Origin of the sequence: Thiobacillus sp. 65-1402 (assembly GCF_001897685.1) — a bacterium.
In the GTDB taxonomy this organism is placed as follows: domain Bacteria; phylum Pseudomonadota; class Gammaproteobacteria; order Burkholderiales; family Thiobacillaceae; genus Thiobacillus.
In genome coordinates, this window is sequence record NZ_MKUG01000001.1 from 14063 (window position 1) to 32317 (window position 18255).

General features: G+C 67.6%; 18 protein-coding genes. 15 read left to right on the forward strand and 3 right to left on the reverse strand.

The window, feature by feature from the left end:
• Positions 1 to 72: 72 nt before the first annotated feature.
• Positions 73 to 744: a Crp/Fnr family transcriptional regulator gene (locus BGO62_RS00050; RefSeq protein WP_296638159.1), complete on the reverse strand. Its 672-nt coding sequence runs from the start codon at positions 742 to 744 to the stop codon at positions 73 to 75.
• A gap of 164 nt (positions 745 to 908) precedes the next feature.
• On the opposite strand from BGO62_RS00050, the gene BGO62_RS00055 reads away from it, so the two are divergent.
• The 11 genes from BGO62_RS00055 to BGO62_RS00105 all read left to right on the forward strand — a co-directional run bounded on the left by BGO62_RS00055 (position 909) and on the right by BGO62_RS00105 (position 13277).
• Positions 909 to 2696: a 4Fe-4S binding protein gene (locus BGO62_RS00055; protein WP_296638161.1), complete on the forward strand. Its 1788-nt coding sequence runs from the start codon at positions 909 to 911 to the stop codon at positions 2694 to 2696.
• Positions 2697 to 2777: 81 nt separating this feature from the next.
• Positions 2778 to 4508 (forward strand): nitrite reductase, encoded by a 1731-nt coding sequence (locus BGO62_RS00060; protein ID WP_296638163.1) that lies wholly within the window; start codon positions 2778 to 2780, stop codon positions 4506 to 4508.
• Positions 4509 to 4604: 96 nt separating this feature from the next.
• Positions 4605 to 4901 carry a cytochrome c gene (locus BGO62_RS00065; RefSeq protein WP_296638167.1) on the forward strand — a complete coding sequence of 99 codons (297 nt, stop codon included), beginning with the start codon at positions 4605 to 4607 and terminating at the stop codon, positions 4899 to 4901.
• The gene (locus BGO62_RS00070) at positions 4891 to 6066 is read left to right on the forward strand and encodes a cytochrome D1 domain-containing protein (protein WP_296638170.1); all 1176 of its coding nucleotides are present in this window, start codon (positions 4891 to 4893) and stop codon (positions 6064 to 6066) included. Before BGO62_RS00065 ends, BGO62_RS00070 begins: the two co-directional genes overlap by 11 nt.
• Positions 6063 to 7073, forward strand: a complete 1011-nt coding sequence (locus BGO62_RS00075; protein WP_296638173.1) for an Lrp/AsnC family transcriptional regulator — start codon at positions 6063 to 6065, stop codon at positions 7071 to 7073. Before BGO62_RS00070 ends, BGO62_RS00075 begins: the two co-directional genes overlap by 4 nt.
• Complete coding sequence (locus BGO62_RS00080; protein ID WP_296638177.1) at positions 7073 to 7516, forward strand: AsnC family transcriptional regulator; 444 nt, start codon at positions 7073 to 7075, stop codon at positions 7514 to 7516. Before BGO62_RS00075 ends, BGO62_RS00080 begins: the two co-directional genes overlap by 1 nt.
• Entirely contained in the window at positions 7513 to 8013 is a 501-nt protein-coding gene (locus BGO62_RS00085; protein WP_296638179.1) for an AsnC family transcriptional regulator, read from the forward strand. Before BGO62_RS00080 ends, BGO62_RS00085 begins: the two co-directional genes overlap by 4 nt.
• Before the next feature lie 10 nt (positions 8014 to 8023).
• A complete protein-coding gene (gene nirJ, locus BGO62_RS00090; protein WP_296638181.1) occupies positions 8024 to 9223 on the forward strand; it encodes a heme d1 biosynthesis radical SAM protein NirJ in 1200 nt (399 codons plus the stop codon).
• Positions 9223 to 10776, forward strand: a complete 1554-nt coding sequence (locus tag BGO62_RS00095) for a nitrite reductase (protein WP_296638183.1) — start codon at positions 9223 to 9225, stop codon at positions 10774 to 10776. Before nirJ ends, BGO62_RS00095 begins: the two co-directional genes overlap by 1 nt.
• Before the next feature lie 183 nt (positions 10777 to 10959).
• Positions 10960 to 12372: an NAD-dependent succinate-semialdehyde dehydrogenase gene (locus BGO62_RS00100; RefSeq protein ID WP_363923445.1), complete on the forward strand. Its 1413-nt coding sequence runs from the start codon at positions 10960 to 10962 to the stop codon at positions 12370 to 12372.
• The gene (locus tag BGO62_RS00105; protein ID WP_296638191.1) at positions 12369 to 13277 is read left to right on the forward strand and encodes an arginase; all 909 of its coding nucleotides are present in this window, start codon (positions 12369 to 12371) and stop codon (positions 13275 to 13277) included. Before BGO62_RS00100 ends, BGO62_RS00105 begins: the two co-directional genes overlap by 4 nt.
• 3 nt (positions 13278 to 13280) lie before the next feature.
• On the opposite strand, the gene BGO62_RS00110 is transcribed toward BGO62_RS00105, so the two are convergent.
• Together BGO62_RS00110 and BGO62_RS00115 are read right to left on the reverse strand one after the other, a co-directional pair.
• Complete coding sequence (locus BGO62_RS00110; protein ID WP_296638194.1) at positions 13281 to 14642, reverse strand: rhodanese-like domain-containing protein; 1362 nt, start codon at positions 14640 to 14642, stop codon at positions 13281 to 13283.
• Positions 14643 to 14684: 42 nt separating this feature from the next.
• On the reverse strand, positions 14685 to 15323 hold the full coding sequence (locus BGO62_RS00115) for an MBL fold metallo-hydrolase (protein WP_296638197.1): 639 nt from the start codon (positions 15321 to 15323) through the stop codon (positions 14685 to 14687).
• Positions 15324 to 15353: 30 nt separating this feature from the next.
• Here BGO62_RS00115 and BGO62_RS00120 point away from each other — a divergent pair, with 30 nt between their 5' ends.
• The 4 genes from BGO62_RS00120 (at position 15354) to BGO62_RS00135 (ending at position 18252) form a co-directional block, all read left to right on the forward strand.
• The gene (locus BGO62_RS00120; protein WP_296638199.1) at positions 15354 to 15989 is read left to right on the forward strand and encodes a thioredoxin family protein; all 636 of its coding nucleotides are present in this window, start codon (positions 15354 to 15356) and stop codon (positions 15987 to 15989) included.
• A 109-nt stretch (positions 15990 to 16098) separates the two neighbouring features.
• Positions 16099 to 16515, forward strand: coding sequence for a nucleoside diphosphate kinase regulator (rnk, locus tag BGO62_RS00125; RefSeq protein WP_296638202.1), 417 nt, complete (start codon positions 16099 to 16101; stop codon positions 16513 to 16515).
• Positions 16516 to 16575: 60 nt separating this feature from the next.
• A complete protein-coding gene (locus BGO62_RS00130; protein ID WP_296638204.1) occupies positions 16576 to 17475 on the forward strand; it encodes a DMT family transporter in 900 nt (299 codons plus the stop codon).
• A 102-nt stretch (positions 17476 to 17577) separates the two neighbouring features.
• Positions 17578 to 18252 carry a c-type cytochrome gene (locus BGO62_RS00135; RefSeq protein WP_296638207.1) on the forward strand — a complete coding sequence of 225 codons (675 nt, stop codon included), beginning with the start codon at positions 17578 to 17580 and terminating at the stop codon, positions 18250 to 18252.
• Positions 18253 to 18255: the final 3 nt, after the last annotated feature.

Sequence of the window (18255 nt, forward strand, 5' to 3'; positions counted from 1 at the left end):
GCAGCGTCTTCGCCGCGGACGAGCGCCGACCCCGCGTCATCCAGGCATCGGCACAGGCCCGCTGGCTGGCGTTCAGCTCAAGCAGCGCAGCGCGTCCACATCGTTGAAGACGATCTGATCGTCATGCACGTCGATCAGGTGCTTGCCGCGCAGCTTGGCCAGAACCCGGGAGAGGGTTTCCGGCTGGATGCCCAGGCGCGATGCGATGACGTGTTTGGGCACCGTCAGCCGCACGCTGGGCGGCGCGGTGCCCTCCGGCAACTGCTGCAGCAGGTAGCCGATCACCCGCTGGGCACCGCTTTGCAGGGTCAGGTTGTCTATCTCGTTGACCAGCCCGTGTATGCGCTGGCTCATGGTCGACATAAGCCGCATGCACAGATCCGCGTTGCTCCGCAGCAGTCCAAGAAAATGCTTGTTGTCCAGTTCGACCAGCCGCGTCGGTTCGAGCACGCGGGCATAGACCGGGTAACGGCCGCCCATGAACATCACCGCTTCGGCAAAGTAATGCCCGGGGCGAACCAGGTCCATCACCTTCTCCTCGCCGCTCGGCGCAATGCGGCACAGCTTGACGGTTCCCGACAGGACGAAGAAAAAATGCGTGGCCGGATCGCCCTGGTCGAACAGGCATTCGTTCTGCATCAATGTGAAGACGCCGGCATGCGTCAAGACCTCCTCGAACTCCTGCTGCGATAACGCAGCCAGTAGATAGCCTTCCTTTAAGAGTTTAATATCCGCAGAATTCATGTTTACAAGAATAGCATTACGCTCCGGAGCCCGGTTGACTTAAATCAATGCGCGCCGACGGCCCCGGCGGGAACATGGGCCCTGTTTCGATCGTGGCTGTGACTGCGCGGCCCGATCCCCCGGTAACGATGCGGCACCCCCATTCATAACCGCGATAGGCAAGTTTGGACACTCTGACTACACAGCGTTATCCGGGCTTCATCCAGGCCGTGCTTCTCGGCCTGCTGCTGTTGTTGGGCGCGATGCCTGGCGCCCGTGCGGATATCGGCGCGGCCCTTCCCCAGGTGCGCGCCCTGTTTCCGGCTGCCGATCGCGTCGACGAGCCCGCGGGCGATCCTCCCGCCCGCGCCGTTTATGCCAACGGGGAACTGATCGGCTACGCCTTCCTTACCGCGGACATGGTGCGCATTCCCGCCTATTCGGGGAGCCCGATCGACATCCTCGTCGGCATCGGCACCGACGGGCGCATCGCGGGGGCGCGCATCGTCCGGCACGAAGAGCCGATTCTCGCTGCCGGCATCAGCGAAGCGCGCCTGGCGGAATTTGTCGACCAGTACCGGGGCAAGCCGGCGAACGGCCGCATTGTCGTCGGCGCGGCGCGCGAAGGCTATGCCGCGGTCGATGCCATCTCCGGCGCCACGATCTCGGTCATGGTCATCAACGCCAGTATCGCCCGCGCGGTCAGGATGGTGGCCGAATCCCGCGGAATCCGCCCGTCCGAGGCCGAGCCGGCGCCCGCTTCCGTCGCGCCGCCGGCAGCGATGCCGGCGCGGATGGCGGCGCCGCCGCAGCGCAGCGCGGCGGCGCCCGCAGCCCACGCGCCCGCAGCGGGTCCGGCAGCCGCGCCGCCCGCCCAGCCGGCGCTGGCGCCGGCCGAATCGCGCGGCAGCCCGCCTCGCTTCGCCATGCCCCCCGACGACGAGGAGCCGATGTGGCGCACGCTCTGGCAACAGCGCAAGGCGGAGATCGCGCTGCTCGTGCTGGGGCTGTTTCTGCTCACCTGCATCCTGCTGTTCCAGGACTACCTGGCGCGCCGCCCCTCGCTGCTGCGCCGAGTCCGCCTCGGGTTCCTGGTCTACACCCTGTTCTTTATCGGCTGGTACGCGCTGGGCCAGCTTTCCATCATCAACGTGCTGACCTTCGTGCAGGCGGTCACCAAGCAGTTCAGCTGGGATACCTTTCTCGTCGACCCCATGCTGTTCATCCTGTGGTCCTTCGTGGCGGTGACCCTGCTGCTCTGGGGGCGGGGCGTCTACTGCGGCTGGCTGTGCCCGTTTGGCGCCTTGCAGGAGCTCGGCTTCCAACTCGCACGCCGGCTCAAGCTGCCGTCTTTCGAGATCCCCCATGTGGTGCACGAGCGCATGCTGGCGCTCAAGTTCGTGATCCTGCTGGTGCTGCTCGGGCTGTCCCTGCAGTCGATGGGAATGGCGATGCGCGCGGCCGAGATCGAGCCCTTCAAGACCGTGTTCGCCCTGCATTTTCAGCGCGAGTGGCGCTATGTGGCTTTTGCCCTGGGCGTGCTCCTGCTGTCTGCCTTGAACCGCAAGTTCTACTGCAAATACATCTGTCCTCTCGGCGCCTCGCTCGTCATCCCCGGCCGGTTCCATTCCTTCGAATGGTTGCGCCGCCGCAAGGAGTGCGGCAAGCCCTGCCAGGCCTGCGCCGTGGAATGCGAAGTCCAGGCCATCCGCCCCACCGGCGAAATCGTGGTCAACGAATGCCACCACTGCCTCGATTGCCAGGTAACCTACTACAGCGACCGCAAGTGCCCGCCGTTAATCGAGAAGCGCAAGCGCCGCGAGCGTCTCAGCCGCGCGCGCAATCCCGACCAGGAGACGGCGGCGACCCCCGCCGCAGCGCGGCTGGAGCGCATCCCGGTCGCGGTGAATCCCGACCGCCCCGAGCATGCCGGGGCGCCGGGTTCGGCGGATAAGGCCCTGCCTTTGATTTAAATCAAGGCGCAAACGTAATGCCACATTTAACCTAGTTTCGTCGTTGCAGGATTTTTACGTCAACCAGAAGGGAGGTTTTAAATGAATACCAGGCTGAGCATTCTGGCCGCAAGCATCTTTCTCATGGGCGCCACGCACGCCGCTTTTGCCGCGGATGCGCCCGCTTCGGGCCACCCCGGCACCGCCGATCCCGAATTGCGATACAAAGGCGCGCCCACATCGATCAAGGAGGAAGAGGCGCAGGAAGTCCTGACGCCCAAGGCGCCGCACCTCACGGCGAATGAATTCGCCCGTGCCAAGCAGATCTACTTCGAGCGCTGCGCCGGATGCCACGGCGTCCTGCGCAAGGGCGCGACCGGCAAGCCGCTCACCCCCGACGTCACCCTGCCGCGCGGAACCGAGTATCTGAAAGTGTTCATCGGCTTCGGCTCGCCCGGCGGCATGCCGAACTGGGGCAGCTCCGGCATCCTGAGCGACGCCGAAATCGACATCATGGCGCGCTTCCTGCAGCACGAACCGCCGATGCCGCCCGAATACGGCCTGGCCGAAATGAAGGCCACCTGGAAGCTGAAGGTGCCGCCTGAAAAGCGCCCCAAGAAGAAGATGAACAAGCTGGATCTGGAGAATCTCTTCTCGGTGACCCTGCGCGACGACGGCAAGGTCGCGCTGATCGACGGCAACAGCAAGAAGATTGTCACCACCATCGAAACCGGCTATGCGGTGCACATCTCGCGCATGTCGGCTTCCGGACGCTATCTCTTCGTCATCGGCCGCGACGCCAAGATCGACCTCATCGATCTGTGGATGAAAGAGCCGGCGGTGGTGGCCGAGATCAAGGTGGGCATGGAAGCGCGCTCGGTCGAAACCTCCAAGTACAAGGGCTACGAGGACAAGTACGCGGTCGCCGGCACCTACTGGCCGCCGCAGTTCGTCATCATGGACGGCGACACGCTGGAGCCGAAAAAGATCGTCGCCACCCGCGGCATGACCGTGGACACCCAGGAATACCATCCGGAGCCGCGCGTCGCCGCCATCATCGCCTCGCATGAGCATCCCGAGTTCATCGTCAACATCAAGGAGACCGGCAAGGTTCTGATGGCCAACTACGAGGACATCAACAACCTGAAGGTGACCGAGATCGAAGCGGCGCGCTTCCTCCACGACGGCGGCTGGGATTCCACGCACCGCTACTTCATGTCGGCGGCCAACGCCTCCAACAAGATCGCCGTGGTCGACTCGAAGAAGCAGAAACTGACGGCGCTGGTGGAAGTCGGCAAGATCCCCCACCCCGGGCGCGGCGCTAACTTCGTCGACCCGAAGTTCGGGCCGGTATGGGCCACCGGCCACCTCGGCGACGACAGCATTGCGCTGATCGGCACCGATCCCGTCAAGCACAAGGCCAATGCCTGGAAAGTGGTGCGCACGCTGAAGGGGCTGGGCGGCGGTTCGCTGTTCCTCAAGACGCATCCGAAGTCGAAGAACCTGTGGGTCGACAGCACGCTCAACCCGGAGGCGGGCATCAGCCAGTCGGTGGCCATCTTCGACATCGCCAATCTCGACAAGGCGCCGGAAGTGGTGAACATCGCCGAGCTGGCAGGTCTGGGCGAGGGGCCGAAGCGTGTCGTGCAGCCGGAGTACAACAAGGCCGGCGACGAAGTCTGGTTTTCGGTGTGGAACGGCCAGACCCAGGAATCGGCCATCGTGGTCATGAACGACAAGACGCGCAAGCTCAAGGCCGTGATCAAGGACAAGCGCCTGATCACCCCGACCGGCAAGTTCAACGTCTACAACACGCAGCACGACATCTACTAGGCAGGCGAGGCGGGGCAGGGATCTGCCCCGCCGCTTTCCCACAGCGGACAGCGAGAACACATGCAAAGCTTGACGACAGCGGGAACGGTGATTGCCATGGCCTTCAGCAGCGCTTTCGCCGCCTCGCCCCGGATCAACCCGGAACGGCAGAACGAGCTCGTTCACCTGGTGCGGCAGGACTGCGGCTCCTGCCATGGCATGCTGCTTCGCGGCGGCCTCGGCCCCGCGCTCACGCCCGAAACGCTGAAAGACAAACCGGCCGATTCGCTGGTCAGCACGATTCTTCACGGGCGGCCCGGCACAGCCATGCCGCCATGGAAAAACCTCCTCTCCGAGTCCGAAGCGGACTGGATCGTGGACCGCCTGCAAAAGGGGTTCCCCGATGCGCGCTAGGATTCCCGTACTTTTTCTGCTTGCCCTCGGCGCCCTGACGGGCTGCGCCGGCACCAACCTGCGCGGCACCGGCGACCTCGGCGTCGTCATCGAACGCGCCAGCGGCAGCGTGCAGATTCTCGACACCAGCCAGCGCACCAGCCTGGCGAAAGTGGAGGGCCTCGGCGATCTCTCCCACGCCTCCGTCAGCTACTCGCGCGACGCGCGCTATGCCTATGTATTCGGCCGCGACGGCGGATTGAGCAAGATCGATCTGCTGACCCAGCGCATCGATCGCCGCATCATCCAGGGCGGCAACAGCATCGGCGGCGCCATCTCGCCCGACGGCAAGCTGGTCGCGGTGGCCAACTACGAACCCGGCGGCGTGAAAATATTCGACGCGGACACGCTCGCGCTGGTCGCCGACATTCCCGCCAGCGGCGCCGATGGCACGCGCTCCAAGGTCGTCGGCCTGGTCGATGCCCCCGGGCAGCGCTTCGTGTTCAGCCTGTTCGAGGCCGGCGAGATCTGGGTCGCCGACATGCACGACCCGCAGCGGCCGGGCCTGCGCAAATTCGCCGCTGCCGGCAAGGAGCCCTACGACGGCATGATCACCTCCGACGGCCGCCACTACGCCGCCGGCCTCTTCGGCGAGGACGGGGTGGCCCTGCTCGACCTGTGGAACCTCGACGCCGGCGTCAGGCGCGCGCTGGTCGAGTTCGGCCGCCACGGCGAGAAACTGCCGGTCTACAAGATGCCCCACCTGGAAGGCTGGGCCGCGACCGGCGGCCGGATCGTGCTGCCCGCGGTCGGCAAGCACGAAGTCATCATCGCCGACCAGACCAACTGGAAGGAAGTCGCGCGCGTTCCGGTCGCCGGCCAGGCGGTGTTCGCGGTGGCGCGCCCCGACGGACGCCAGGTGTGGATCAACTTCGCGTTTCCCGACAACGACACGGTGCAGGTGCTCGACCTGCCCTCGCAGCGCATCGTGCAGACCTTGAAGCCCGGCAAGGGCGTGCTGCACCTGGAGTTTTCCCCGCGTGGCGAGCAGGTCTGGCTTTCGCTGCGCGACGAGAACCGCATCGAAATCTACGACCCCGATACCTTCGCCCGCATCGGCACCCTGCCTGCAGAGAGCCCGAGCGGAATCTTCTTCACCGTGCGTGCCCACAGGATCGGACTATGAGCGACCTCCAACTCAGCCTGCTCAACGATTTCCAGCGCGGCTTTCCGCTGACCCCACGGCCCTTCGACGGCATCGCGCAGCGCCTCGGGCTGGACCTCGAGGCGCTGCTCGACACCCTGCGCCGGCTGACGCGGGAAGGCGCCATCAGCCGCGTCGGCGCGGTGTTCCGCCCCAACCGCGTCGGCGTCAGCACGCTCGCCGCCATGGCCGTGCCGGAAGGACGGCTTGACGAGGTGGCCCGGCTCGTCAGCGCGCGCCCCGAGGTCAACCACAACTACGAACGCGAACACCGCTTCAACCTCTGGTTCGTCGCCACGGCCGCAAACCCGGCGCAGCTGGCGCAGGCGCTGCACGACATCGAGCAGCAGACCGGCCTTGCGGCCATGCGCCTGCCCATGGTGCAGGACTACCACATCGACCTCGGCTTCGACCTGCGCCGCAGCGTCGGCCTGACTGACCGGCACCAGCAGAAAGCCGCCCCTTCGCGCGCGCTCGAACTCGACGCCCTCGACTACGCCCTGGTCGAGGCGATCCAGGAAGGCCTGCCCCTGGTGGCGCGCCCCTATGCCGAAGTCGCGGCATTCATCGGGACGTCGGAAGCCGACGTGCTGATCCGGCTGGGGCGGCTGCTCGATCACGGCGTCATCAAACGCCTGGGCATCGTCGTTCGCCACCACGAGCTGGGCTTCCGCGCCAATGCCATGGCGGTGTGGAACATCCCGGACCGGCTGGTCGACGAATTCGGCCGCTGCGTCGGCGCCTCGGGCCTGGTGAATCTCTGCTACCAGCGCCCGCGCCGCCTGCCCGAGTGGCCCTACAACCTGTTCTGCATGATTCACGGCAAGGATCGGGACGCGGTGCTGGAACACCTCGACCATCTGCGCGACCAGTGCGGGCTGACGGAGTTTCCCTGCGAGGTGCTGTTCAGCAAGCGGCGCTTCAAGCAGACCGGCGCACGCTACCTCGCGGCGCAGCCGAAGGCGGTGGCGGAGGCGGAGACGACTTGATGGACGAGCTTGACCGCGCCCTGATCAACACCCTGCAAGGCGGCTTCCCGATCTGCGAACGGCCCTATGCCGAGGTGGCGGCGCGCGTCGGCAGCGACGAGGCGACCGTCATCGCCCGCGTCGACAGCCTGCTCGCGCGCGGCCTGCTGTCGCGCTTCGGCCCCATGTACCACGCGGCGCAGATGGGCGGCGCGCTAAGCCTGGCGGCGATGGAGATCCCGCCCGCGGACTTCGAGCGCGTGACGGAAATCGTCAACCGTCAGCCCGAGGTGGCGCACAACTACGAACGCTGCCACCGCCTCAGCATGTGGTTCGTGCTCGCCACCGAAACCGCCGCCGCGCAGCAGGACGCGATCGCGCGCATCGAGCGCGAGAGCGGCTATCCGGTCTACAACATGCCGAAGATCCGCGAATATTTCGTGGAACTGAAACTGCACGTATGAACGCCCGCGACGACTTCCGCCCGCTCGACGACACCGACCGCCGCATCATCCAGGCGACGCAGGCCGGGCTGCCGCTGACGCCGCGCCCCTACCACGCCGTCGCCGAACAGCTCGGCGTGGCGGCGGACGAGGTGATGCGGCGCATGCAGCGCATGCTCGATCTCGGCGTCATCCGCCGCATCGGCGCCGTACCCAACCACTACGCGCTGGGCTACCGCGCCAACGGCATGACGGTGTGGGACGTCGCCGATGAGCGCATCGACGAACTCGGCGAGCGCATCGGCCAGCTCGACTTCGTCACCCACTGCTACCGGCGCCCGCGCCATCTGCCCGACTGGCCCTACAACCTGTTCGCCATGGTGCACGGCAGGACGCGCGAGGAAGTGGAGGCGAAGGCCGCGCTCATCGCCGAGGCGCTGGGCACGGCGAGCCGCGCGCGCGACATCCTGTACAGTACGCGCATCCTCAAGAAAACCGGACTGCGCATCGGCGCCTAGGAGATCAGCCATGTTCCGCATCTCTCGATACATGCAGGAACTCGCCCAGCCGACCCCGCTCGGCCCCGAGCGCAAGCCGCCCGGCCCGGTGGTGATCTGGAACCTGGTGCGGCGCTGCAACCTCACCTGCAAGCACTGCTATTCGATTTCCGCCGACAAGGACTTCCCGGGCGAGCTCGGCACCGACGAGGTGTTCGCGGTGATGGACGACCTCAAGCGCTTCCGGGTGCCGGTGCTCATCCTCTCCGGCGGCGAGCCGCTCTTGCGCCCCGACATCTACGCCATCGCGCAGCGCGCCAAGGACATGGGCTTCTACGTCGGGCTGTCGTCGAACGGCACCCTGATCGACGAGACCAACATCGAGCGCATCGCCGCGATCGGCTTCGACTACGTCGGGGTTTCGCTCGACGGCATCGCCGCGACCCACGACCGCTTTCGCCGCATGGACGGCGCCTTCGACGCCTCGTTGCGCGGCATCCGCCTGTGCCGCGACCGCGGCATCAAGGTCGGCATCCGCTTCACCCTGACCCAGGACAATGCGCAGGACCTGCCCGCGCTGCTGCAGCTGATGGAGGACGAGCGGCTCGACAAGTTCTACCTCTCGCACCTCAACTACGCCGGCCGCGGCAACACCAACCGCAAGCACGACGTGGTGCACCGGGCTACGCGCCAGGCGATGGACCTCTTGTTCGACACCTGCTGGCGCCACCAGCAGGCCGGGCTGCACAAGGAGTTCGTCACCGGCAACAACGACGCCGACGGCGTCTACCTGCTGATGTGGATACGCCGGCACTTCCCGGCGATGGAAGGCCACATGCGCGCCAAGCTCGCGCAGTGGGGCGGCAATTCCAGCGGCGTCAACATCGCCAACATCGACAACCTCGGCAACGTGCACCCGGACACCTTCTGGTGGAACTACAGCCTCGGCAACGTCAAGGAGCGGCCGTTCTCGGACATCTGGCCCGATACCAGCGACCCGCTGATGGCCGGGCTCAAGGCCAGCCCGCGCGCGGTCAAGGGGCGCTGCGGCGAATGCGCCTACTTCGACATCTGCGGCGGCAACACCCGGGTGCGCGCCTACCAGCTCACCGGCGACCCCTGGCAGGAGGACCCGGCCTGCTACCTCGACGACGAGGAGATCGGGGTCACCACACCACACGAGCGGCTGACCGTGACGCCCTATGTGCCGCTGCGACGGGTGGCGCGCTGATGCAGCACTTTTCCCGCCTCTGCATGCTTGCCGCCGCCCTGCTGGCAAGCTCGCCCGTGTCCGCCGCCGAACCGGTGCCCGCCGTCTACGCGCAGCACTGCGCCAGCTGCCACGGCGCCGACCGCCTCGGCGGCAGCGGCCCCGCGCTCTTGCCGGAGAACCTGGAGCGGCTGCGCAAGCCCGAGGCGCTGAAGGTCATCGCCAACGGCCGCGCCGCCTCGCAGATGCCGGGCTTCGGCGACAAGCTCAGCGCCGCCGAGATCCAGGCGCTGGCCGATTTCGTCTACACGCCGCCGGCGAGTGTGCCCGCGTGGGGGCTCGCCGAGATCGCGGCCTCGCGCATCGAGCATTTCAAGGCCGGCAGCCTGCCGGACACGCCCGCATTCAAGGCCGACCTGCTCAACCTCTTCGTGGTGGTGGAAACCGGTGATCACCACGCCACCCTCTTCGACGGCGACAGCTTCACGCCCATCCACCGCTTCCAGACCCGCTTCGCCCTGCACGGCGGGCCGAAGTTCACGCCCGACGGGCGCTACGTCTATTTCGCCTCGCGCGACGGCTGGATTGCCAAGTTCGACATCTGGAACCTGAAGACCACCCACGAGATCCGCGCCGGCATCAACACCCGCAACCTGGCGGTGTCGGGCGACGGGCGCTACGTGATCGTCGGCAACTACCTGCCGCAGACCCTGCTCGTGCTCGACGCCGCCGACCTCACGCCGCTCAAGCTGATCGAGGCGAAGGACGACACCGGCAAGCGCTCGCGCGTCTCCGCCGTCTACGACGCGGCGCCGCGCAAGAGCTTCATCGCCGCGCTGAAGGACGTCAAGGAGGTGTGGGAAATCCCCTACAGCGACGACCACGAGCCGATCTACCCCGGGCTGGTGCACGACTACCGCATGGCCGAGGCGCTCGCCGACAAGGGGCCGTTCCCGGTGCGGCGCATCCCGCTCGCGGACTATCTCGACGATTTCTATTTCGACCAGTCCTACACCCACCTGATGGGCGCCTCGCGCGAAGGCGGCAAGGGCCAGGTGATCAATCTCGATGCGCGCATGAAAGTCGCCGACCTCGATCTGCCCGGCATGCCGCACCTCGGCTCCGGCATTACCTGGGAGTATCAGGGGCGGCCGGTGATGGCGACACCCAACCTCAAGTCCGGCGTGGTCAGCATCATCGACATGAAGAACTGGCAGGTGATCAAGCGCATCGACACCCTGGGGCCGGGATTCTTCATGCGCAGCCACGAGAACACCCCCTACGCCTGGACCGACAATTTCATGAGCCCGGCCAAGGACACGCTCAGCATCATCGACAAGCGCAGCCTGGAAGTGGTGCGCACGCTCACGCCTGCGCCCGGCAAGACCGCGGCGCACGTCGAATTCACCCGCGACGGCCGCTACGCCCTGGTCAGCATCTGGGAGATGGACGGCGCCCTGGTCATTTACGACGCGGCGACGTTCGCAGAGGTCAAGCGCCTGCCCATGAGCAAGCCCTCGGGCAAGTACAACGTCTACAACAAGACCACGCGCTCGGCCGGCACCAGCCACTGAGCTTGCGCCGCGGCGGCGGGCGTCCGCCGTCCCGTGCGCGAGCCAGCGGCAGCCTCGAAGCAGGGACCGTTGCCTTAGGGCCGGTTGACTGGGTAAGCTGTTCTTTTGACAGCGTCGCCTTGCAAAACAGGGCTTTCTGGCGTGAAGCAATCCGACCCCTTGCTATTCCGGCAGCAGGCGCTGATCGACGGCGAATGGCGCGATGCCGCCGACGGCGCGCGCTTCGCCATCCACAATCCCGCCACTGCGGAAACCGTCGGCCACGCGCCACGCTGCGGCGCCGCCGATGCCGAGCGCGCGGTCGCAGCGGCGCACGCAGCGTTTGCCGGCTGGCGCGCGACGCCGGCCAAAACCCGGGCACAGTTGCTGCGCCGCTGGTTCGACCTGATGCTTGCCCACCGCGACGACCTCGCCGCGATCATGGTCAGCGAGCAGGGCAAGCCGTTCGCCGAAGCGCGCGGCGAGATCGACTACGCGGCGAGCTTCATCGAGTGGTTCGCCGAGGAGGCACGGCGCGTCTACGGCGACGTGGTGGCGTCGCCGTGGGCGGAGCGGCGCATGCTCACGCTGCAGCAGCCGGTGGGCGTGGCGGCATTGATCACGCCGTGGAATTTCCCTGCCGCGATGCTGACCCGCAAGGCCGGCGCGGCGCTCGCCGCCGGCTGCACGGTGGTGGCGAAGCCGGCTTCGCAGACGCCGTTCACCGCGCTGGCGCTGGCCGAGCTGGCGCAGCGCGCAGGGCTGCCGCCCGGGGTGTTGAACGTGGTCACCGGCGATGCGGCGACGATCGGCGGCGTGCTGACCGCGCACCCGCTGGTGCGCAAGCTGTCGTTCACCGGCTCGACAGCGGTAGGCAAGCAGCTGCTCGCGCAGAGCGCCGCCACGCTCAAGCATGTGTCGCTCGAACTCGGCGGCAATGCGCCCTTCATCGTGTTCGACGACGCCGATCTCGACGCCGCGGTGGCGGGCGCGCTCGCCAGCAAATACCGCAACAGCGGACAGACCTGCGTGTGCGCCAACCGGGTGCTGGTGCAGGATGCGGCGTTCGACGCCTTCGCCGAAAAATTCGCCGCCGCCGCCGCCCGCCTGAAGGTGGGCAACGGCTTCGAAGCCGGGGTGGAGATCGGCCCGCTGATCAGCGCCGCCGCATTGCGGAAAGTCGAGGCGCACATCGCCGATGCGCTGGCGCAGGGCGCGACACTGCTCGCCGGCGGCAGCCGCCATGCGCTCGGCGGGCAGTTCTTCCAGCCCACGGTCTTGCGCGACTGCACGCCCGGCATGCAGGTGTGCCGCGACGAGACCTTCGGCCCGGTGGCGCCGCTGATCCGCTTTACCGGCGAGGCGGAAGCGATCCGCATGGCCAACGACACCGAGTTCGGGCTTGCCGCCTACGCCTACACCCGCGACCTCGGCCGCGCCTGGCGGCTGGCGGAGGCGCTCGACTACGGCATGGTCGGCATCAACGCCGGCCTCATCTCCACCGCCGAAGCGGCGTTCGGCGGCGTCAAGCAGTCGGGGCTGGGCCGCGAAGGCGGCCGCAGCGGCATCGGCGAATATCTGGAAAGCAAATACGTCAACCTGGGCGGGCTGGGGTGAAGCCGGCCCACCGCGCAGCCGCGCGCTCCGTCGTCGTCATCGGCGCCGCCAGCGGCGCCGGCGCGCCCGACCCGGCCACCGGCGAGGGGCCGGACGCGCTGCGCCGCTGGCGGGTGTTTCGCGGCTCGCCGCTGCAGCATGTGGAATGGAACGCGATCCTGCGGGTGCCGCGCGCGCAACGGGACACGCCGCTGCATGCCGTCGCGGCGCTCGGCGCCCGCCTGGCCGGGGAGGTGGCAGCAGTGCTGCAGGCCGGCCATTTCCCGCTGGTGGTGGGCGGCGACCATTCCTGCGCCATCGGCACCTGGAGCGGCGTGCGACGTGCTTTGGCCGAGCGCGGCCCGATCGGCCTGATCTGGATCGACGCCCACATGGACAGCCACACCTTTGCCACCACGCCGAGCGGGCAGATTCACGGCATGCCGCTGGCCGCCCTGCTGGGCCACGGCGAGGCGGAACTCACCGCCATCGACGGCGCGGAAGCCAAGCTGCGTCCGGAGCACGTCTGCCTGATCGGCGTGCGCAGCTTCGAGGCGGGCGAGGCGGCGCTGCTGCACCGGCTGGGGGTGCGGGTGTTCGACATGGAGGAAGTCCGCCGGCGCGGCCTGGCCGAGGTGTTCGACGACGCCGTGGCCATCGTGCGGCACGGCACCGCCGGTTTCGGCGTGAGCGTCGATCTGGATGCGCTCGACCCCGAGGAGGAGCCGGGGGTAGGCAGCCCGGTGCCCGGCGGCCTGCGCCGCGCTGAGCTCGCCGCCGCGCTGTCCCGTTTGCGCGGCGACCCGGCTTTCGCGGCGATGGAAATCGTCGAGTACAACCCGCGGCGGGACCGCGGGCGCGCCACCGCCGACGCCGCCGGCGCGCTGCTCGACGCCGTCGTGCCGCTCAAGCCGCCGGCGCGCTAGCGCCTACTCGAACTCCATCGCCCGGTACACCCGCCCGGCATTGCTGCGCGCCAGCTCGTCGGCGGTATGCAGGTGCAGGTAGGCCGACTGGTCGACCTTGTAGGCGTCGTCGAGCGAGCCGCCGTTCTTGATGACCTCGGCGACCTTGGCCCGCAGGTGCACCAGGTAGTCGCGCGTCCACTTGCGCACGGTCGCCATATCGGTCGGGCCGCCATGGCCGGGGATGACGATCGCGGCACCGAGCGCCTCGAACTTGTCCCAGGTCTCGATCCACTTGGCGGTATCGGTGTCCTCGAAGATCGGCAGCATGCGCACGTGGAAGGCGGTGTCGCCGGCGATCACCAGCTTCTTCTCGGGCAGCCACACCATGGTGTCGCCGTGGCTGTGCGAGGAGCCGAGATGCAGGATCTGCAGGTTCCACGAGCCCATTTTGAGGTCGAGCCTGTCGTCGTAGAGCGTGTCCGGCATCACGAACTCGGTCTTGAACGCCTTGTCGCGGGCGCGCGCGCGCATCGTCTCCAGCGCATCGTAGCCGGTCTTCTCCATGTAGGCCGCGGTATCGCGCTGCGCGATGATGGTGGCGCCCTGTTCCTTCCAGTATTTCGAGCCGAGCATGGCGTGGCCCTGGCTGTTTTCCAGCACCACGTATTTCACCGGCTGCGTGGTGCGCTTCTTGATCTCCTCGTGCAGGCTTTGCGCCAGCAGGTAGTTGTCGCCGGCGTTCACCACCAGCACGCCGTCGTCGGTGATGACGAAGGAAAGGTTGTTGTTGTGGCCGGAATTGTCGTAGCTGCCCGGCGCGGTGGCGCCGATCGCCGACCACACGCCGGGGATGACCTCCTGCGGCAGGTCGTACAGAAAGGACGCCGGCGCCTTGTCGAATTGCTGGATCGGCAGGCCGGCACGCTTCCAGTTGAAGAAGCCGTCGCGGTAGTTTTTGACGTTCGTGTAGCCGAGCCTGATCAGGGTGTCGGCGGCGAGCGGGCTTCTCTGGCTGACGCCGCAATAGACGACGATGGGCGTGGCCTTGTCCGGCACCGCGGCTTCGATCTGGAATTCCAGCTGGCCGCGCGCGATGTTGAAGAAACGCGGCGCATCGACGTAGCCCGACAGGTTCAGCTCGGCCGGGGTGCGGACATCGATCACCACCGTTTGCGGCTGCGCCTTCAGCTGCGCAAGGAGGCCGGCGGTATCGAGCTGCGGCACCCGCGCATTCACCGCATCGAGCATGCCTTGCGCGGCCTGGGTGACCGCGGGCGCTTCGGGCGGCGGGGTGACGATGGCGGAAAGGGTTTGCGCCTGTGCCGCGGCGCCCAGCAGCAGCGCGGCCGGGAGCAGGGCATGCGGAAAACGGATGGCTTTCATGGCGGTCTCCTTGGGTTTCTGGTGCGGTACGCAGGCCCGATGTCAGTCTGACGCCGGGCCGACGAAGGGGTTCTCGCGACGTTCGTGTCCGAAAGTGGACATCGCGCCGTGCCCCGGCACGAAGCGCACGTCGTCGCCGAGCGGGAACAGTTTGGTGCGGATGGCCGCCAGCAACGCCGCATGGTCGCCGCGCGGGAAGTCGGTGCGGCCGATCGAGCCCTTGAACAGCACGTCGCCGACGAAGGCGAGCCGCGCCTCCGGCTGATAGAACACCACATGGCCGGGGGTGTGGCCAGGGCAATGCAGCACGTCGAGGCGCACGCTGCCGACCTCGACCCGGTCGCCGTCGGCGAGCCACTGGTCCGGGGTGAACGCCTGCGCGGGCGGAAAGCCGAACAGCTCGGCCTGCTGCGGCAGGCTGTCGAGCCAGAACTGCTCCTCGCGCTGCGGGCCGATGATCGGGATGCCCAGCGCAGCGCGCAACTCCAGCGCGGCGCCGACGTGGTCGAGATGGCCGTGGGTGAGCAGGATGCTTTGCAGTTTCAGATCGCGCCGCGCCACTTCCGCCAGCAGGCGGGGCGCCTCGCCGCCGGGGTCGATCAGCGCGGCACGGCCCGCTGCGTCCCACAGCAGCGAGCAGTTTTGTTGGTACGGGGTGACGGGGAGGATGGTAAATTCCATGCACCGATTATCCGCCGAATCCTCCCCGACATGCCCGCACCCGACGCCCTGCTGCTGCTTTCCACCCACTGCCCGCACTGCCCGGCGATGCTCGCCGCGCTCGCCGATCTGGTCAAGCAGGGCACGCTCGGCCGCCTCGAAGCGGTCAATCTGGAGCAGCATCCCGAGGTGGGGCAGGCGTTGGGGGTGCGCTCGGTGCCCTGGGTGCGGATCGGCCGCATCGAACTCACCGGCGCGCACGCCAAGGCCGAGCTCGCCGAGTGGGCGGCCAAGGCCGACAGCGACGCGGGGATGGCCGACTATTTCCACATGCTGCTGAAGCAAGGCCAGCTGCCGCGCGCGCAGGCAATGATCGAGGCCGAGCCCGCCCTGCTGGCGGCGGTGCTGCCCATCGTCGGCAATGTCGACGCCAGCCTCAACGTGCGGCTGGGGGCGGGCGTGCTGCTGGAAACCTTTGCCGGCACCGCTTCCCTGCGCGCGCTGCTGCCGCACCTGGGGGCGCTGTCGCAGCATGCCGACGCGCGGGTGCGGGCGGATGCCTGCCATTACCTGGGACTGACCGGCGAAGCCGCGGCACGGCCGTGGCTGGACGCGCGTATCGCGGACGACGATGCGGACGTGCGCGAGATCGCGGCGGAAAGCCTGGACCGGCTGCCCGAAACCTGAGCCCGCTGGCGGGGCTGGCTTGACACCTCCTTCGGTGCTACAGTCTTACTTGTACCGCCTGGGCTTCGCCCGGGCGGTTTTCATTTGCGCTTTGATGCAGGAGCACCCCATGGAAATCACCAATCGGCCCGCCATTACCGTATCCGAAAGCGATCTGGATCGCCTGGAAGCGATGCTCTCGGCCTTGCCCGACGACCACCCCGGTGTGGATGCACTGCGCGAAGAGCTCGATCGCGCGCAGATTCTCCCCTCCGACAAGATGCCGGCCGATGTCGTCACCATGAATTCGCGTATCCGCTTCGTGGTCGAACCTGCCGGCAAGGAGGTGGAAATGACCCTGGTTTATCCGCGCGACTTCACCGGCGCGCCCGGCCAGTTGTCGGTGATGGCCTCGGCCGGCATCGCCGTGCTCGGCCTCACGGTCGGCCAGCACGTCGAATGGCTGGCGCCGGGCGGGCAAAGCGTGCGTGCGCGCATCGTCGAAGTCACCTATCAGCCCGAACGCACGGGGGACTACACCCTGTAACGCCGCCCGGGGTCGCGCCCCGCGCGCTGCGATCCCACCCGCCACCCGAGCCTGCGCCCGATGTCCGTCCCCGCTGCCTACGCCGGCGTGATCCTGATCTGGTCCACCACGCCCCTGGCCATCCAATGGAGCGCACAAGGCGCCGGCTTCAGTTTCGCGGTGATGGCCCGCATGCTGATCGGGCTGGCAATCTGCCTGCTGCTGCTGCGCGCCCGCCGCATCCCGTTTCCGTTCACCCCGGCCGCGCGGCAGCTTTACGCGATCAGCGGCCTGTCGCTGTTCGTGTCGATGCTGCTCACCTACTGGGGCGCGCTGCACATTCCCTCGGGGCTGATTTCGGTCATCTTCGGGCTGTCGCCGCTGGTCACCGGCGTGTTCGCGGCGCTGTGGCTAAGCGAGCGCACCTTCACTCCGATGCGTCTGGCGGGCCTGGGGCTGGCGCTGGCCGGACTGTGGCTGATTTTTGGCCAGCCCTGGCCGGGAGACAGCCAGGCCACCGCTGGCATCGCCGCCGTGGTGGCGGGCATGGTCATGCAGGCGCTGGGGCTGGTGTGGATCAAGCGGCTCAACCTGCGCGCCTCGTCGCTCGCCATCACCACCGGATCGCTCGGCGTCGCGGCACCCTGCTTCGTGCTGGCCTGGCTGCTGAGCGACTCCGTCCAGCCGCCGTCCGCCACCACGCTGCGCGCCGGCGCGGCCATCGTCTATCTGGGCATTCTCGGCTCGGTGGTGGGTTTCACCCTGTACTACTTCGTCATCAAGCATCTGAACGCCGGGCGCGTCGCCCTGATCACACTGATCACGCCGGTTTCCGCGCTGCTGCTGGGGCAGGCCCTCAATCACGAATGGATTCCGGGAAGCGGCTGGGCCGGCATCGCGCTGATCGGCGCGGGACTGCTGCTCTACGAATGGCAGGCCCTGCGGCAATTGCGCGGACGCCGGGCGAGGCCGCAAGACTGACTTCCCGAATCGACCCCGGGGCACGCCACGCCCGCCCTGCGCCTGCCCCAAAGTGAACCATTTATTGATATCATTATCTTTTTAAGATATTTAGAACCCCCCATGTCCTTGACCCGCTTTTCCTGCACCTTCAGCCTGCTGCTCTTCGCCGCGTGCGCCCACGCCGCCCCGAGCCGCAGCGCGGAAAAACCCGTCGCGCCGTCGCCCGAAGCGATGCACGAAAAGCTGGCGCAGATCAGCCAGGACCCGGCCAGGCTGTCGGCCGCGATTCAGCGCGGGCAAAAGGATGCCGCGGTCTGCCGGCACTGCCACGGCAGCGGCGGCAACAGCGCAATGGCCGAGGTGCCCAATCTGGCCAGCCAAAATGCCGGCTATCTGCTGGAGCAGATGAACAAGTTCGTGCAGGGGCAGCGCAAGTCGTCGGCCTTCATGGAAGGGATGATCAAGGCCCTCAGCCCGGACGAGCGCATCGACATTGCGCTGTTCCTGTCGCAGCAGCCGGTCACCCGCAAGCCTGCCGGCATGAACCCGCAGAGCCTTGCCGGCAGGCAACTGTACGCCACCCTGTGCGTCGCCTGCCATGGTGCCGACGGCGGCGGCAGCGGCAAGATTCCGCGTCTGGCCGGACAGCAGATCCAGTACGTGGAGGACTCGCTGAAACGCTATCGCAGCGGCGGCGGCGAGCGCATCGATCCGAGGATGGCCGCCTCCACGCGCAAGCTGAAGGACACCGACATCCGCAATCTGGCCGCCTACCTGGCCGCCATGCAGCCCTGAGCC